This is a genomic window from Ruegeria sp. AL1 (assembly GCF_056540905.1).
This window is the reverse complement of record NZ_JBQFXP010000003.1, coordinates 105,246-119,310: the sequence shown is the minus strand read 5'-3', so window position 1 is coordinate 119,310 and position 14,065 is coordinate 105,246. Positions and strand designations below refer to the sequence as shown.

Here is a 14,065-nt window from a genome sequence, read left to right as displayed (position 1 = left end):
TTGTGAAAACTAAAACACAAAAATTGAAATGAGATCGCCCACATGATGAACGAAAACGCTCTGACCGCATTTCTTGCATTGGCCGAAATCGGCAGCTTCCAGACTGCCGCCCGTGCAATGGGCGTGTCCAATGCGTCTTTGTCCCGCTATGTCGGGCAGGCTGAGGACCACACGAGGCTTGTTCTGTTTCATCGCAGCCGAAACAGCAGCACATTGACACGCGCGGGGCAGGAGTTCTTGCCAATCGCCCAGGCGCTCCGTGAAGACCTGGACCGCTATGCGACCCGTGTTGCTGGATTGCGTGAAACCGGGCCGGGAACTTTGCTTATCGGTTGCGGGCCGCTCACCACTCGGACACTGATCCTGCCTGTCTTGCGTGCGGTGCGGCGAACGATGCCTAACCTGCGCTTCAGAATTCTGGTGAGCGCCCATGCGCGTCCACTCGATCTGTTGCAGGCAGGGGAGTTTGACGTGTTCCTCGGTGATCTGACCTACACACCTGAAGCAGAAGATGTCGAGATCATGGTGATGGAGAAGCAACCCATCCAATTCGTCGCTCATCAAGATCATGAGATTCACCAACGTGGGCCACAAACCATGGCGGGTATTTTCGATTTTCCCTTTGCGTCACCCCATCTCCACAAGCATTGGAAAGCCGCTTTGACAAAAGCGCTTGGCGGCGGTGCTGAGGCTGCCGAAAAGGTCAGCGCACAGCCGCATATCGAATGCGACGACTACAACCTCCTGACTGGACTGCTGGCAGAGCCTGAATTTATCGTTGGAGGGATGCCGGACACATTCGCAGCGCTGATCCGTGCAAAGACCGCAAAACCCGTATCGATGAAACAGAACCTTACATGGAACATTTGCGCAGCGCGCAAGTCGCAGAACACGTCTGCCGCGGTTGAATTGGTTTGGAATGAACTTGCCAATTATGGGGCGTGATTGGTGACGGGAGGCAGAGTGAGACCTGTAACTCAAGCAGTTCCTTACCCATATGAAAGTCGTTCTTTTATGCCCGGTAGATTTGTCGAGTTTCCGCTTGGGTACCGAGAGTAGCTTTTGAATGAAAATGACCAATAACAGCGAAGTCCGGTTTGCGTCAGTGTAGCCAGTCTCTGACATTGCGCTTGCAGCGAATGGCAGGAAAGTGGGCCGTAAACGCAGCATTCGAACAAAGCGCTATAGGTCCGCTAAGGGCCGCCCATGAAAGCGGCCCAGACGCTTTAGATCTCAATTGCTTCAGCAATTGCCAAAGCGTCCTCAAGCTCGACTCCGAGATACCGGACTGTGCTGTCCATCTTGGTGTGGCCAAGTAGGAGCTGAACGGCGCGAAGATTCCCAGTCTTTTTGTAGATTTGTGTTACCTTTGTCCGCCGCATTGAGTGCGTGCCGTATGCGCTCGCTTCCAGGCCAATCGAGGTCACCCAGTCGCGGACAATCCGTGCATATTGGCGCGTTGAGATGTGAAGTCGCTCGTGGAAGCGGCCTGGCCAAAGGTACTCCGAGCCAACCATAAGTTCATCTTCCATCCACTTTTTGACGGAGGCTCGTGTACCTTCTGAAATCTCAAAGCGAACAGGTTTCTGCGTCTTGCTTTGCAGGACCGAAGCACGTTCCTTGATATGACCAGACGCCATCACATCGACGACTTTCATCTTCACAAGGTCACAGCCGCGCAGCTTGCTGTCGATCGCCATGTTGAACAGTGCGAGGTCGCGATGGTTTTCGGCCAATTCAAGTCGTACACGGATTGCCCAGACATGCTTTGGCTTCAGCGGCCGTTTCTGGCCAACGATGCGGCCCTTATTCCATGCAGGGCGGAGCGCACGAATGGCTGGTAGATTTGGTGTGGTTTCCATGGTTGGTCCTCCGATCCACCATTCCCTTCCCAGCGGCAACCCAGAGTTGCTGGTCAACGATATCACAGATTCTAGCTAATCTCTCAGGTTCCGACTCTGCAGCGGAGTGTCCTACGAAACGTCCATTAGCTTGACTGACCGACGGTCAGTCAGTATGAAGTCTGCGAAATGGAGACCCGCCTTGGCACGGATCGTCAAAGCACCAGAAGAAAGACGCGCGGAGATCGTCGAAACAGCGGATCGGCTGTTTCGCCAGCATGGCTATGCGAAGTGCTCGGTGGAGATGATCATCCGCGAGATCGGGGTCGCGAAGGGGACCTTCTATTACTACTTCAAGTCGAAGCCCGACATCCTCGAAGCCATCGTCGATAAGACGCTCAGCCAGATCACTGAAATGGCGAAAGGCGTTGCTGATGACCCATCGTTATCTGCGATGCGGAAGATGGAGGCGCTCCTCGGCAACAGTCACATCGGCGACGACGACAGCCTTGAAGTCGCTGAAATGCTGCATTTGCCCGAGAACCGGGAACTGCACGAACTCACCAATATTCATACCGTTCTCCAACTTTCGCCAATCCTTGCACAGATCGTAGAGCAAGGGATCGGCGAGGGTGTCTTCGAGGTCGAAAGACCCTTGGAGACCATCCAATTTCTCTTCACCGGCGCTCAGTTCCTGACGGACGGGGACATGTTCGGATTCAGTGAAGCCGAACTACGGACACGTCGTCTGGTGATGCAATCAATCATAGAAAAAGCACTCGGCGCTACGCCGGGAAGCTTTGACTTCATGAACCCCATTCGGGTCGTGGAGTAGAGGCATGAGCAGGGAAACACATCTCAATTACTGGAGGATATTCCCATGGCAGATTTTGCTGCACCAACTCGGTTCTTCTCGGTTCCTTTCTATTCCCTGATCAGTTTCTTCCTCCTGACATTTGCCATCACTTGGGGCCTCGTCGGAATGTACATTGTGGCGCCCGACTGGTCGTCATTGACCTTTGGGGAGATTAGCGGCTCGCACCCGTTCTTCTTTCTCGCGACTTGGGCACCGGCGATCTCGGCGTTTGCGATTGTGCTCTACTTTGGCGGTATCGCTGGCCTCAAAGCCTTTCTCTCCCGGCTCTTCCTCTGGCGATTGTCTTCGCTTTGGGTGGCCTTCATCCTGATCGGCATACCCGTGGTCTTCATGATCGGGTCGTCTCTCAAATCGGGCCCGCTCATCGCTCCCATTCCTTCCGAAGGTGTCGGCGCAATGATCGGTATTACCTTCATGATGCTGTTCTTGGGTCCGATTGAAGAGCTCGGCTGGCGTGGGGTGGCGCAGCCCATTCTACAACGTCACATGGCGCCTCTTTGGGCGGGCATGATCATTGGGACGACCTGGGGCGTCTGGCATCTTCCGGCGTTCTTCCTGTCGGGCACAGTCTTTGCGGGCTGGAACTTCTTCCCTTTCCTGATTGGCAACATCACGCTTGCGGTCCTTGTGACACCAATTTTCAACTCAAGCCGTGGAAGCCTGCTGTGGCCGATGCTGTTCCACTGGCAGTTGATCCTTCCAATCTGGCCGGATGCGCAGCCTTACGACACGTGGATCCTGCTCGTCGTGGCAGGTGCTGTTGTTTGGTGGAACAGAGAGATGATGCTGTCGCAAACGTTTGCGGCGACCGAAGTCATTCCAGGCGACGAAGGGGCAAGTCGATGATCTCGCTTCTTCGTGCATTTGCGGCCCTGCCAATATGCCTGTTGTTGGCCACCCAAGCCACGATAGCGGATCCGTCTGACCCGGACGCAGAAGTGCAGGCACTGTTGGAAACTATTCATGAGGCCTACGAATTTCCGGGTGCAACCGTCGCCTATGTCGCTTCGGATGGGGTCGTTCGAAGCTTTGCCGTGGGCCGATCGGATGTCGAAGCAAGTATCCCGATGACGACGGAAAGCCGAATGCTGGCCGCCAGTATCGGGAAAACCATCTGGGGCGCTCTCGTTCTTTCACTTCAGGCGGATGGGCTGATCAATCGATCCGACCTGGTGTCAGACTATCTCGGAGACGAGCCTTGGTTCGCCCGCGTCCCGAACGCAGATGACATGACAATCGGTCATTTGCTCACCCACACATCCGGTGTTCCGGACCACGTTCACATGGACGGAGTCGCGACCGAGTTGATCGCACTGGGTCGCGTGGACACGTTCGATCCGACCGATTTGATCTCCTTTGTGTTGGACGAGCCAGCGCTTTTTGAAGCCGGGACAGCGTGGAGCTACTCCGACACCGGCTACATTCTGTTGGGCTTGGTCATGGAGGCTGCCACGGACTCAAGTATTTTCGAGCTTGCCGCTGAGCGTCTGCTGGTGCCCTTGGGCCTCACGGCTACGGTTCCATCGGACACTACAGCCCTTGAAGGCCTTGCCGTGGGATACACGGTCGACGACAACCCATTCGGTCTAGCGCCGCGTACGATGGATGAAGACGGTCGTTTGACGTGGAATCCGGTCGTCGAATGGACAGGGGGCGGGTTTGTGTCCACCTCAGAGGGCCTCGCATTATGGGGTAATGCGCTGTTCTCAGGAGCTGCGATGGACACGGAGTATTTGAGCGCTCTGCTGGACGGGGTGGCAGTCCATCCGGATGCCCCGGGCGCGATTTACGGCGCTGGCGTTGCGATCTATGAGGACACCCTGCGCGGTCCGGTTTACGGTCACGGCGGCTGGATTCCCGGCTACGTCTCAAGCCTCCGACATTATGCGGACCACGACCTCACAATTGCGTTCCAAATCAATACCGACGTTGGTGTAGTAGACGATAGCACTGACCTGGTCCCAGCCTTAGAAGAGGCGCTTGCACGCTTGCTCATTGGAGCACTACCGCATTAAGAGGCTGTTAGGTTGGCAATGTCCGTTTTAGGGAAGCCGCAATCCGGCAAAGACTTGCTGGCCAAAGCTCCGGTCAGGGCCGGCCTACGCGATCAGCTAACGGCGGGCAGGGGACTGTGCTGCAACTGCACCGACGTCCGGAATGAGCCGATTCCGTTGAAAAAGTCGCGCTAGATTGCCCTGTTTGGCGGGCCATCACGCTGATTTCTTTAGGGCGTTGAATGTTCGCTCGCCGTTTTATCCGGTGGCGGGGACCAGTGGCTTGAGCTTGGCCAGTTTCCGAAGGTTTTGGGCGGTGGCTGCGAGGGTGAACTCGTCTTGAACACCGCATGGCCCTCGCAAGCGGAGCCGCCCCAAACCGAGAATGCGTTTGAGGTGGGCGAAGAGCATCTCGACTTTCTTGCGTCGGGCCTGAGCCTTTGGATTGAACTCCGAGGCCGTGCATTGGCGGGCAAACTCCCGGACCTCCTCGAACCGCTCGCGGGTGACGGAACGTGCTTCGACCTTCGGACAGCACTTCTCCTTCGCAGGGCAGATACTGCAAACCATCTTGCTGGCGCGGTATTTGCGACGCCCTGTTCGCGGTCGCTTGTTTCGTGGGTCCTTGTGGTATTGCCGGGTGCGCTTCAGCTCTTTGCCTTTGGGGCAAAGATACCTGTCATTATCAGGGTCCCAGATGAAGTCAGACCGTGACAACGTTCCATCCTGCCGTTTCGATTTGTCAAAGACAGGGATGAACGGCAGGATTTGCCGATCCAGCGTAAGCCAAGCGAGGTTGTCTGCGGAGCCGTAGGCGGTATCGGCAGCAACCCAGTCTGGCTTCAGCCCAAATCGTTCGCTGGTCCGGTCTATCATGTGGCGTGATGCGCCCACTTCCGCCGTTTTGACAGACCGGCTGGCTTCGACATCAACGATGATCCCGTGATCTGTGTCGATCAGATAGTTGTCGGAATAGGCAAAGAACGCAGGGCCTTTCCGGGCCGCCGTCCATTGGCTTGCAGGATCGACATGGGCTGTGAACTTCGGCTTCACCTCGCTGGCGGCCCCAAACGCTTCATCGTCGAGCACATCGAGATACTCGCGCACAGCACGCGGAGCATCAGCTGGGGAAATCTTCCGAGCCTCCCAATCTTCCGGATTGCTGGAGTTCTGCTTCTGGACATCCGCGACAATCAGACTGGCATCAACCGCAAAGCCCTGTCCTCCAACCAACCCTTCCGACATGCAACGCGCGACAGTCGTCTCAAACACATGGCGCAACAAGTCGCTCTCCCGGAAGCGACCATGGCGGTTCTTTGAAAAGGTCGAATGGTCTGGAATGCGGTCCGTCAGGTCGAGACGGCAAAACCAGCGGTATGCCAAGTTGAGGTGCACCTCTTCACAGAGCCGCCGTTCTGATCGAATGCCGAAGCAATACCCAACCAACAGCATCCGGATCAGCAGTTCAGGATCGACCGACGGCCGACCCGTGTGGCTATAGAAATCCGCCAGATGTGCGCGGATGGTGCTGAGATCAACGAAACGATCAATCGACCGCAGAAGGTGATCTTGAGGAACGTGATCCTCAAGCGAGAACTCATAGAACAAGGCTATTTGCGCCTCTTTCCTCGGTCCCATCATCGCAAAACCTCCCACTCGTTAAGAGAATTGAATCAGGCGTTGGCAACCCGATCAAGGAAGAGTTTTTCAACGGAATCAGCCCAAAGTGCAAATTGCTGCACCGTGCATCAACGTCGGCAGTGCACAGAAAGCTGACTTTTCATACTTCGGCGGACGATCATAGCAAAAGTTTGCCGAGACCATTTGGAGCAGCCGCTATTAGGAACTGGCTGGACACGCTATTGATCATTACTTGCTGTTCTGCCGAAATCTCGCGCCTGTTGCAGGTCGCTTTGATTGCAAAGTCAGGCGATGGTCACTGTCCCGAATTGGTTTTCGCGATACTGCAAAGCAGATCAACATGTCGATCCAGCCAATCCTCGTCCAGTGCCTCGTGACGAATGAGCTTGCGGAAATAAGGTGCAGCGACTGCCAGTTCTATGAATTGGTCAACCGGAACGTCGGCGGCGATCTCACCGCGGTCTATTGCGGCTGAAAATACTGCTTCAACACTTGCGAACCTGTCTTTCATGAATTCAGTGATCACCAACCGCGCTTCTGCATCGGTGGACGCAGCAGCGACCACCTGAGGCGCGATTTGGCCCCATGGTGTGTCATTCAAGGCTCCCATCAGTACTCCGAGTAACCAGCGCAGGTCAGATCGCAGCGGGCCATCGGTTTTGGGTGGTATGTTCGGCGGTGTTGCTATGCGCCGGAATGCTGCATCACGCAGACTACGCGCGTCTGGCCAGTGCCTGTAAAGTGTACTGCGCGAAATGCCTGTTGCCTTTGAAACTGCGCCATGAGTTACGTGCAGCACGCCTTCATCCATCAGTATCTTTTGCGCAGCATCAAGCGCGGCCTGCCGTGTGGCGATCAGCCTGGGATCTTCTTTCAATCGCCCCTCCTATAGAACATCTTGTTGCGCAGTAGAGCATCATGTTCTATAAGTATGGCTAGCTAAAAACTAAAGCTCAATACTCAAATCCGCGAACACGTCTTGTCAAAATGGGAGCGTATCAATGTTCAAAGTGGCAGCAACCCCGCTGGCGGTACTCTTATCGATGGGCGCGACAACCGCATTGTCCGAGAGCGGCACTTACGAGCTGGATCCTGGACACAGTCAGGTATTGTTCAGCTACAACCACATCGGGTTCTCAGAAACATATGGAATGTTCTCGGGCTTTAGCGGTGAGATTGAGTTCGACGAAGATGATCCGTCTGGGTCATCTGTCACAGTGTCTATGCCTGTGAAATCCATGATCACGGGCTGGGATGCCCGTTTGCAACACTTCATGTCTGATGACTTTTTCAGCGCGAGTGACGGTGACGTGGTCACATTCGCCTCAACCAGCATCGAAGTCACCGGGGACAATTCCGCGAATATTTCTGGCGACCTGACCATGAATGGCATCACCAAACCTGTTGTACTGGAAACGACGCTCAACAAGTCAGCGCCATATCCGTTTGGTGCAAAGGAGGGCACCCCGACCTTGGGGCTGGCAGCCACGGCGACCATCGTGCGGTCTGAATTCGGACTTGGGGCGTTTGCGCCAGCAGTGAGCGACGAGATAGAGCTCTTGATCAATATAGAAGCGTTAAAGGCTGAATAATGTGTGCAAGGGCACTGGTACGGCGGTTGGCACACAATCTTTTTGATTGGCGGATGGTCAACACGATGAATGTGCACCTGAGAATATTGGCGGTTGCTGTAACGGCGGTGGCATTGACGTGCCAGTCGGCATCCACACAAGAACGCTCCTTGCCAGAGCGCACTTCGCCCCGTCCCGAGACGACAAGCGGCGTACCACATACCCAGATTGGTGTCGAAATTGATGCCGGTTTGGCCCAGCTATTGCTGGAGCGTGTCGCGCAACTCCCAGGGGTCACACTTGGTCCGACACGAATATCACTACCCGGCGCGATTGGCTTTCAGCTTGATCCCGACATGTTGTTGGCTCAACCGAACTCTATCGTCGGTGGGTTTGAATTTGCGCATATGCACCCAGATGGCAGCCTGCACGCCTCGCTCGACCCAGCAATGGCGCGAAGGGCAATTGAGGCGGGTTGGGCGGTAGCGCACCCGTGGGCCAATCAACGTCCTGGGTGGAGCGGCTTTGTCATGATCTATACTCCGACGACACCAGAAGAACTGGAGGCCGTCATCGATCTGGTGGAAAGTTCGTACACCTTCATCACCGGCAACACCTTGGGTTAAGCCTGTTTTGCCTGAAAGTGTGCGGTGACGCCTGCTTCCTATAAGAGTGCTGTTTCAGCCGCCTTGCTTTTAGCGGTCAAATTCTTTCTTACATTATCGCCGTGGCGAAGCGCTCGATACATACAAGCCATTCGCATCAATGGTAGCTCCCGTCCCGCGCAGTTGAATCCAAGCAAAAGTCAGAAGGCTCCGCGCACTTGAGAAAGAACTGAACCGGATTTCAAAAGGTTGTAGTGGAGATGGGGTGTCAGAGCACCGCTACGTGCTTGCTTCACTCGCCGATCATGAGCTGTGCCGCCACGAGCACTGAACTTTGGAAGCCGGGATTGCCTCTAATCGCAGCACGAACTGCCCTCTTGAATTGGCGGACATGGGACAGTTGCGTAGGAACAAAAAACACAGCAATCGCCTTCTAGTGGCTTCAAGACTGCCTTGCATGATTTGCATTCATAAAACCACTGGCACGTGTCGGTTGGCATTCTTTCGGTTTCAATGTGTCCGCACTCAGGACAAGTCAAAGTGCTATCCAGCACCACAGTTTGTTTTGTCATTGTCTCACATCTGCATGATTAGATAATCGTTGATTTGAGCCTCATTGAACACGATGATCCATGCCAGCGCGGTGATCGCTGAGCTTCCAACAAGCCACCATTTCAGATTTGCCATCGTCCCGTTTCGATGCGCTACGATCCATGAAACCGCGACCAGCGCTGTTGACATGGCGAGAACATAGTAGCTTGCCGCCGCTATTCTTCCGAATACCGCCAACCAACTGCCACCCAAGCCTAACAACATCATGGCCATTGGAAGAACACAGCATGTTGCTACCCCCAAAGCGGAAACCGATCCCAGGTAGCTGAATGTCACATACTTCTTCATCTCTCGCTCCTTGGGTAGGCGATTTGATTGTGTTGAGGCACCGGCATTCAGAACGTATAACTCCTGTAGTAACTACAGGATCAAGAGGGGACACTTCACATGATTGCGATAGGTGAGGCTTCCCGGCAATCCGGGGTCGGAGTAGAAACCATCCGCTATTACGAACGCGAAGGTATCGTACCAAGACCCGCACGAGCTCTGAACAATCGTCGCCTCTATTCCGCAAACGATGTGGGTAGACTTCGGTTTTTGAAGAAATGCCGCGACCTGGGGTTTCCTCTATCTGACGCAAAGGCGCTTTTGGCGCTGTCAGAAGGAAGTGCCGAAGACTGCCGGTCAGTGAAAGAATTGGCCGAGGCACACATTGCCAGCGTTCGAAGCAAGATTGATGTGCTCAGACGCCTGGAGCACGCCTTGAGTGAGCTTACGGCCAATTGTGATAGCGGAAACGTTCAATGCCCGATGCTGCAAAGACTGAGAACGATGGATGATATCTGACTCTGGCCGCTGGGCGGAACCAAAGGGTCTGAGATTTAGCCAGATCGCGTCAGACCAAGGTCTGTGGTGCGGTAACAGATTGTAGTTCATAGTCGATTTCACGATGAGAGCGAAAGTATCTGACCTGACGATTGGCAATTGGTCGTTGTCGCGAGTGTTTCTTGCGGCCAGCATCGTTGTGATGAGCACTGCTACCGCAATTGTCGGGGTCTGGGTGTCAAATCGAATCCAGAACGCAGTCGTCCAAAACTCCGCCAACTCCGCAGCGCTGTATATGGAAAGCGTAGTATCCCCGCTCAGCCAGGAATTGGCACATGGCGACCGCCTCTCAGAGCAGGCGAGCCTGGCGCTGGACGAGATTTTCATGACCCAGCCAATGCGCGACCGCATTGTCTCCTACAAATTCTGGAAGCAAGGCAGTGTGATTGCACATGCCTCTGATACAGACATCATCGGAAACCGTTTCAATCCAACGGATGACTTAAGGCGGGCGTGGAGCGGTGATATCTCCGGCTCTTTCGAAGAGCTTGATCATGCCGAGAGCGCCGCCGAGGCGGCATTGGGGATACCACTGCTTGAAGTTTACAGCCCCATCCGCGAACTCTGGTCAGGCGAAATCATTGCAGTTGCGGAGTTCTACGAAAGAGCTGATCAGCTTGAGTTAGACTTAGCCAAGGCCAGGCGAACAAGTTGGTTGGTCGTCGGCTCCGCATTTCTGGCAAGTACGATTGTTCTGTATTCCATTGTTGCAATTGGCGACAAAACTATTCGACGACAGGGGGCTCTTCTTAATCAGCGCCTGACAGAAAGTGAGAGGATGGCTGAGCAGAATGCGCTGCTGCGGTCGCGTGTGGTCGAGGCGTCAGAAAGATATGCCACGCAAACAGATCGGTTCCTCAAGAAACTCGGTGCCGAACTGCATGACGGTCCTGCGCAATACCTGTCGCTCGCCGCCCTTAGACTGGAAGCGGCGTTTTCCGAAGAGTCCAAAAAGCCTAAAGAGGCCGAGGAAATTCAGCAGTCTTTGCAAAAATCTCTGGCTGAAATTCGTGCAATATCGCGAGGGCTGTCCGCTCCGGACATCGACAGCCTGTCACTCGTCGATGTTGTGAAGAGAGCGGTAGAGGATCATGCCGAACACAGCCCGTTGCGACCGGATGTTTCATCCCTGGGTAGCCAGGCCCCAGAGTTGTCATTGTCCGACAAGCTGTGCGTTTTTCGGTTCCTCCAGGAGACGCTTTCCAATGCCGCGAGATATGCTCCAGCTTCCAATTGCACTGTTATCGCTGAGGCGCAGAACGACCGCATAGTTGTCCAGGTCAAAGACGACGGACCTGGTTTTGACAAGTCAGAAGAAACCGCGCTGCGAGACGATGGTGGCCAGGGGCTTATGGGCTTGCGGGATCGGGTCGAGAGTATTGGTGGCAGGTTCGAAGTCGTATCGAGACCGGGCGAAGGCACCACCATTGCTATGACACTCTTTCCCAGAAAGTTAGGCACATCATGACTACATCTGTCGTAATAGCTGATGATCACCCAATATTCAGGGATGGTTTGCAACGCACGTTGGATGAAGCTGATGGTTTCGAAGTTTTGGCCGCTGGGTCCAACGCTGAAGAGGCAGTATCGCTGGTCGGCAAGCATCAGCCGGACATAGCTATTCTTGACCTCTCTATGCCCGGTGGCGGGATAAGCGCGACACGTACAATTGCAGCGATGGCAAATCCGCCCGTCATTGCAATCTTGACGGTCTCAGAGAACAGCAGCGATGTCGCGGACGCCTTGGAGGCGGGCGCGATTGGGTACATTGTGAAGGGAGTAACCGCGAGCGAACTAACCGCTTCCTTACGCAGCATCGCCGCAGGTGAAGGGTTCGTTTCTCCGGGCTTGGCCTCGCGAGTATTGCTGCAAATCAATGCTGACAGCGGCATGTCTATTAACAGCAGCATTCTCGATGATCTTACGCATCGTGAGGAAGAAATACTGAGACGTGTGGCCAAAGGACTAAGTAATCGTGAAATCGCTGACGAGTTAGACCTTCAGGAAAAAACCGTAAAGCACTACATGACGGCAATCCTGTCCAAGCTTCATGCGCGCAATCGGGTAGAGGCCGCGCTTATTGCACATGATGTTTGGAACAAGTGAGATTAACAGCAGTCTCTTTAACGACGATGGCGGCCCCTCTCAAATCAGAAGCCGCCAACGGATTATCGACTGGTGTTGCTGTTCAGTTGGTAACCGACTGTAACCTACGGCGATCAAAGGCCGTTGCGTTTCTCTCGACAACAGTCCGGTTGTACGGGTCTTTCAACTCGTAGCGCCCAAACTCGATCTCCTCTTTCCAACCATTGGCATAGTTCACTTCGATGTTGTTGCCCTGGCGTTCGATTTTCGTGGGCCGACTTCCAGCAGTGCCGCCTTGCCCTGAAGAGCGCACGTTGTCGATTGAGATGCCATTTGCCAAAGACCGAAGCCTTGAGACGTCAGCACCGGTCGCGGGACGCTCCTCAATAGTTCGGTTCTGAGCATTCTTTCTCTCATACCGCCCGTTTTCGATCTCCTCCTTGGTTCCGTCGGCGTAACGCACTTCAATGCCGTTAGCGTTTGTTTCGACCTTTGTTATCCCAGCCGAACCCGACGGCTTGCCCCCTGCTTGAGACCGATCCTTCTTTCCGCTGCCTTTGTTGGAGCGTTTGGAGTCATCACCATCATCGTCGTCGCGACCACTTTTTCCTGATCCCGAATTGTCGTCACGATCATCATCTCGGTCGTCGTCGCGATCATCGTCTCTATCGTCATCACGATCATCGTCCCGGTCACCACCACGGCCGCTATTGCCCGACCCCGAGTTGTCGTCGCGGTCATCATCTCTGTCGTCGTCACGATCATCATCCCGATCATCGTCGCGACCATCCCCGTCTTTCCCCTTGCCGCTCTTGGCAAAGGCATATGATGGTTCAAAATGTAGGCGACCATCGGCATCAAACACTGGCACATAAGGCGTCGCCGCAATCAACGAAGCCAACGCCGCTGTACTAAGAAGTTGACCCAGCTTTCTTTGAATTTTCATTTTCGCCTCCAATTTTAAGCATCACGCTTCGTGACGTTGGAGACAGGTTACTTCTGGTTCGGCTTTCCCACATCGGGCTTAGGTCTGACGAATTTCAAGCCGAACGTCTTAGTCAGATCAGACAAACCTATAGAGTTTTTGCTGAGCCATGTGACCAGTTTAGTGGTCGCTAACCCCGTCACCCTTCAACTCGTCATCAGGTTCGAGGTGAATGACAAAGACAGAACCCGGATACAAACGCTCCAATTCTTCCTCGATGTCATTGCATATATCATGCGCTGCACTGACTGGCATTGCGCCGTCCACAACAAGGTGAAACTCCACGAAGATAACATTCGCGGATCTACGCCCTTTGAGGTCGTGGTACTCTAAGGCTGCGCTGAGATTTGCTTCGATTGCGTTGGAAACAGTCTGCAAGTCATGCTCCGACAGTGTCACATCCATCAGACCATCGACGGAAGCCCGAATAACTTTCCATCCCTCCCACAAGATGTTCAGTGCAACAAGAATTGCCAGGATCGGATCGAGGATCAGCCAGCCGGTGACAAGTGCAAGTATCAGACCTGCGATGACACCAACTGAGGTCATGACATCTGTGAAAATGTGCCGGGAGCTTGCCTCCAATGCAGGCGAACCCTCGCGCCTGCCAGTTTTGAGCAATAGGTAAGCCCATGCGCCATTCACACCCGTTGCAATGACATTGACGACGATTCCAAGAAGCGGCGCATCCTCAAGATGCGGGTTCGGGAGCGCCAGTACGGCTTCTCTGATGATCAAGAACACCGCCAGCACAATCAGTACGCCCTCGACGACAGCGGAAAGGTACTCAGCTTTTTTGTGACCAAAGGGGTGGTTTTCGTCAGGAGGCTTGTTTGCAACGCGAACTGCGAAATACGCCAGCAGCGCCGCAACGACGTTCACGGTTGATTCCATTGCGTCTGACAACAACGCCACCGAGCCCGTCAGCCACCAGGCCAGCAGTTTCAGAGCCAGTACCGCAATGGAAATCGGAATGGACCAAAGAGCAAATTTTTGTGTCATTCGGTCACGAGCCTCAGTCAATCGTTA

General features: G+C 54.4%; 16 protein-coding genes. 9 read left to right on the top strand and 7 right to left on the bottom strand.

The window, feature by feature from the left end:
* Nucleotides 1-42: 42 nt before the first annotated feature.
* Nucleotides 43-945 (top strand): LysR family transcriptional regulator, encoded by a 903-nt coding sequence (locus ACRZ9X_RS06020; protein WP_480516821.1) that lies wholly within the window; start codon nucleotides 43-45, stop codon nucleotides 943-945.
* Nucleotides 946-1,226: 281 nt separating this feature from the next.
* Here ACRZ9X_RS06020 and ACRZ9X_RS06015 read toward each other — a convergent pair whose 3' ends face one another.
* A complete protein-coding gene (locus ACRZ9X_RS06015; RefSeq protein WP_480516819.1) occupies nucleotides 1,227-1,862 on the bottom strand; it encodes a tyrosine-type recombinase/integrase in 636 nt (211 codons plus the stop codon).
* Nucleotides 1,863-2,043: 181 nt separating this feature from the next.
* On the opposite strand from ACRZ9X_RS06015, the gene ACRZ9X_RS06010 reads away from it, so the two are divergent.
* The 3 genes from ACRZ9X_RS06010 to ACRZ9X_RS06000 are packed head-to-tail and all read left to right on the top strand — an operon-like array spanning nucleotide 2,044 to nucleotide 4,733.
* A complete protein-coding gene (locus ACRZ9X_RS06010) occupies nucleotides 2,044-2,676 on the top strand; it encodes a TetR/AcrR family transcriptional regulator (RefSeq protein WP_480516817.1) in 633 nt (210 codons plus the stop codon).
* Nucleotides 2,677-2,721: 45 nt separating this feature from the next.
* On the top strand, nucleotides 2,722-3,564 hold the full coding sequence (locus tag ACRZ9X_RS06005) for a CPBP family intramembrane glutamic endopeptidase (protein ID WP_480516815.1): 843 nt from the start codon (nucleotides 2,722-2,724) through the stop codon (nucleotides 3,562-3,564).
* Nucleotides 3,561-4,733: a serine hydrolase domain-containing protein gene (locus tag ACRZ9X_RS06000; protein WP_480516813.1), complete on the top strand. Its 1,173-nt coding sequence runs from the start codon at nucleotides 3,561-3,563 to the stop codon at nucleotides 4,731-4,733. Before ACRZ9X_RS06005 ends, ACRZ9X_RS06000 begins: the two co-directional genes overlap by 4 nt.
* Before the next feature lie 237 nt (nucleotides 4,734-4,970).
* Here ACRZ9X_RS06000 and ACRZ9X_RS05995 read toward each other — a convergent pair whose 3' ends face one another.
* Nucleotides 4,971-6,353 carry an IS1182 family transposase gene (locus ACRZ9X_RS05995; protein ID WP_480516811.1) on the bottom strand — a complete coding sequence of 461 codons (1,383 nt, stop codon included), beginning with the start codon at nucleotides 6,351-6,353 and terminating at the stop codon, nucleotides 4,971-4,973.
* A 295-nt stretch (nucleotides 6,354-6,648) separates the two neighbouring features.
* Entirely contained in the window at nucleotides 6,649-7,230 is a 582-nt protein-coding gene (locus ACRZ9X_RS05990; protein WP_480516809.1) for a TetR/AcrR family transcriptional regulator, read from the bottom strand.
* 124 nt (nucleotides 7,231-7,354) lie between these two features.
* Between ACRZ9X_RS05990 and ACRZ9X_RS05985 the strand changes: the two genes are divergently transcribed.
* Nucleotides 7,355-7,945 carry a YceI family protein gene (locus tag ACRZ9X_RS05985; RefSeq protein WP_480516807.1) on the top strand — a complete coding sequence of 197 codons (591 nt, stop codon included), beginning with the start codon at nucleotides 7,355-7,357 and terminating at the stop codon, nucleotides 7,943-7,945.
* A gap of 26 nt (nucleotides 7,946-7,971) precedes the next feature.
* Nucleotides 7,972-8,550, top strand: a complete 579-nt coding sequence (locus tag ACRZ9X_RS05980; RefSeq protein ID WP_480516805.1) for a luciferase domain-containing protein — start codon at nucleotides 7,972-7,974, stop codon at nucleotides 8,548-8,550.
* A gap of 332 nt (nucleotides 8,551-8,882) precedes the next feature.
* On the opposite strand, the gene ACRZ9X_RS05975 is transcribed toward ACRZ9X_RS05980, so the two are convergent.
* Both ACRZ9X_RS05975 and ACRZ9X_RS05970 read right to left on the bottom strand, forming a co-directional pair.
* Entirely contained in the window at nucleotides 8,883-9,101 is a 219-nt protein-coding gene (locus tag ACRZ9X_RS05975; protein WP_480516803.1) for a GDCCVxC domain-containing (seleno)protein, read from the bottom strand.
* Between the two features lie 4 nt (nucleotides 9,102-9,105).
* Nucleotides 9,106-9,429 carry a hypothetical protein gene (locus ACRZ9X_RS05970; RefSeq protein ID WP_480516801.1) on the bottom strand — a complete coding sequence of 108 codons (324 nt, stop codon included), beginning with the start codon at nucleotides 9,427-9,429 and terminating at the stop codon, nucleotides 9,106-9,108.
* A 99-nt stretch (nucleotides 9,430-9,528) separates the two neighbouring features.
* On the opposite strand from ACRZ9X_RS05970, the gene ACRZ9X_RS05965 reads away from it, so the two are divergent.
* From ACRZ9X_RS05965 to ACRZ9X_RS05955, 3 genes are all read left to right on the top strand, one after another.
* Nucleotides 9,529-9,927: a MerR family transcriptional regulator gene (locus ACRZ9X_RS05965; protein WP_480516799.1), complete on the top strand. Its 399-nt coding sequence runs from the start codon at nucleotides 9,529-9,531 to the stop codon at nucleotides 9,925-9,927.
* Between the two features lie 181 nt (nucleotides 9,928-10,108).
* The gene (locus ACRZ9X_RS05960; protein ID WP_480516797.1) at nucleotides 10,109-11,434 is read left to right on the top strand and encodes a sensor histidine kinase; all 1,326 of its coding nucleotides are present in this window, start codon (nucleotides 10,109-10,111) and stop codon (nucleotides 11,432-11,434) included.
* Nucleotides 11,431-12,072 carry a response regulator gene (locus ACRZ9X_RS05955; RefSeq protein ID WP_480516795.1) on the top strand — a complete coding sequence of 214 codons (642 nt, stop codon included), beginning with the start codon at nucleotides 11,431-11,433 and terminating at the stop codon, nucleotides 12,070-12,072. The genes ACRZ9X_RS05960 and ACRZ9X_RS05955 overlap by 4 nt, the downstream gene beginning before the upstream one ends.
* An 82-nt stretch (nucleotides 12,073-12,154) precedes the next feature.
* On the opposite strand, the gene ACRZ9X_RS05950 is transcribed toward ACRZ9X_RS05955, so the two are convergent.
* A complete protein-coding gene (locus ACRZ9X_RS05950; protein WP_480516793.1) occupies nucleotides 12,155-12,997 on the bottom strand; it encodes a hypothetical protein in 843 nt (280 codons plus the stop codon).
* Nucleotides 12,998-13,156: 159 nt separating this feature from the next.
* On the bottom strand, nucleotides 13,157-14,038 hold the full coding sequence (locus ACRZ9X_RS05945; RefSeq protein WP_480516791.1) for a cation diffusion facilitator family transporter: 882 nt from the start codon (nucleotides 14,036-14,038) through the stop codon (nucleotides 13,157-13,159).
* Nucleotides 14,039-14,065: the final 27 nt, after the last annotated feature.

Bases quoted from the DNA above. Each gene is read 5' to 3' on its own strand.
- ACRZ9X_RS05965 (WP_480516799.1), top strand. From the start codon at position 9,529: ATGATTGCGATAGGTGAGGCTTCCCGGCAATCCGGGGTCGGAGTAGAA.
- ACRZ9X_RS05970 (WP_480516801.1), bottom strand. From the start codon at position 9,429: ATGAAGAAGTATGTGACATTCAGCTACCTGGGATCGGTTTCCGCTTTG.
- ACRZ9X_RS06020 (WP_480516821.1), top strand. From the start codon at position 43: ATGATGAACGAAAACGCTCTGACCGCATTTCTTGCATTGGCCGAAATC.
- ACRZ9X_RS05955 (WP_480516795.1), top strand. From the start codon at position 11,431: ATGACTACATCTGTCGTAATAGCTGATGATCACCCAATATTCAGGGAT.
- ACRZ9X_RS05960 (WP_480516797.1), top strand. From the start codon at position 10,109: ATGAGCACTGCTACCGCAATTGTCGGGGTCTGGGTGTCAAATCGAATC.
- ACRZ9X_RS06005 (WP_480516815.1), top strand. From the start codon at position 2,722: ATGGCAGATTTTGCTGCACCAACTCGGTTCTTCTCGGTTCCTTTCTAT.
- ACRZ9X_RS06015 (WP_480516819.1), bottom strand. From the start codon at position 1,862: ATGGAAACCACACCAAATCTACCAGCCATTCGTGCGCTCCGCCCTGCA.
- ACRZ9X_RS05945 (WP_480516791.1), bottom strand. From the start codon at position 14,038: ATGACACAAAAATTTGCTCTTTGGTCCATTCCGATTTCCATTGCGGTA.
- ACRZ9X_RS06000 (WP_480516813.1), top strand. From the start codon at position 3,561: ATGATCTCGCTTCTTCGTGCATTTGCGGCCCTGCCAATATGCCTGTTG.
- ACRZ9X_RS05985 (WP_480516807.1), top strand. From the start codon at position 7,355: ATGTTCAAAGTGGCAGCAACCCCGCTGGCGGTACTCTTATCGATGGGC.
- ACRZ9X_RS05950 (WP_480516793.1), bottom strand. From the start codon at position 12,997: ATGAAAATTCAAAGAAAGCTGGGTCAACTTCTTAGTACAGCGGCGTTG.
- ACRZ9X_RS05975 (WP_480516803.1), bottom strand. From the start codon at position 9,101: ATGACAAAACAAACTGTGGTGCTGGATAGCACTTTGACTTGTCCTGAG.
- ACRZ9X_RS05995 (WP_480516811.1), bottom strand. From the start codon at position 6,353: ATGATGGGACCGAGGAAAGAGGCGCAAATAGCCTTGTTCTATGAGTTC.